Source organism: Enterobacter cloacae complex sp.6700776 (assembly GCF_048284255.1).
Classification (GTDB): Bacteria; Pseudomonadota; Gammaproteobacteria; order Enterobacterales; family Enterobacteriaceae; genus Enterobacter; species Enterobacter intestinihominis.
The window spans coordinates 1-268 of the sequence record NZ_JBLVYK010000295.1; the positions used below are offsets into that span (position 1 = coordinate 1).

At 66.8% G+C, this 268-nt stretch carries 1 protein-coding gene; it reads right to left on the minus strand.

What is annotated here, in order from left to right; translation table 11 throughout:
* A partial coding sequence (locus ACNQ0T_RS24320) for an exonuclease domain-containing protein (RefSeq protein ID WP_417930509.1) occupies nucleotides 1–268 on the minus strand: 268 nt, incomplete at both ends.

Sequence of the window (268 nt, forward strand, 5' to 3'; positions counted from 1 at the left end):
GCCGGGGAAGAGGTCGCGTGCCATCAGCAGCGTGTCGCGCACGCCGGCCACATGGTCGGTCAGCACGCCGCGCTTCAGGCGCTTGAGCTCGGCATTGACGAAGCCGATGTCGAACGGCGCGTTGTGGATGACGAGCTCGGCGCCCGCCAGGTAGTCGAGCAGCTGATCGACGATTTCGGCGAACTTGGGCTTGTCGGCCAGGAACTCCTCGGTCAGTCCGTGCACCCGCAGCGCATCCTCGTGGCTGGCGCGCTCCGGGTTGATGTAG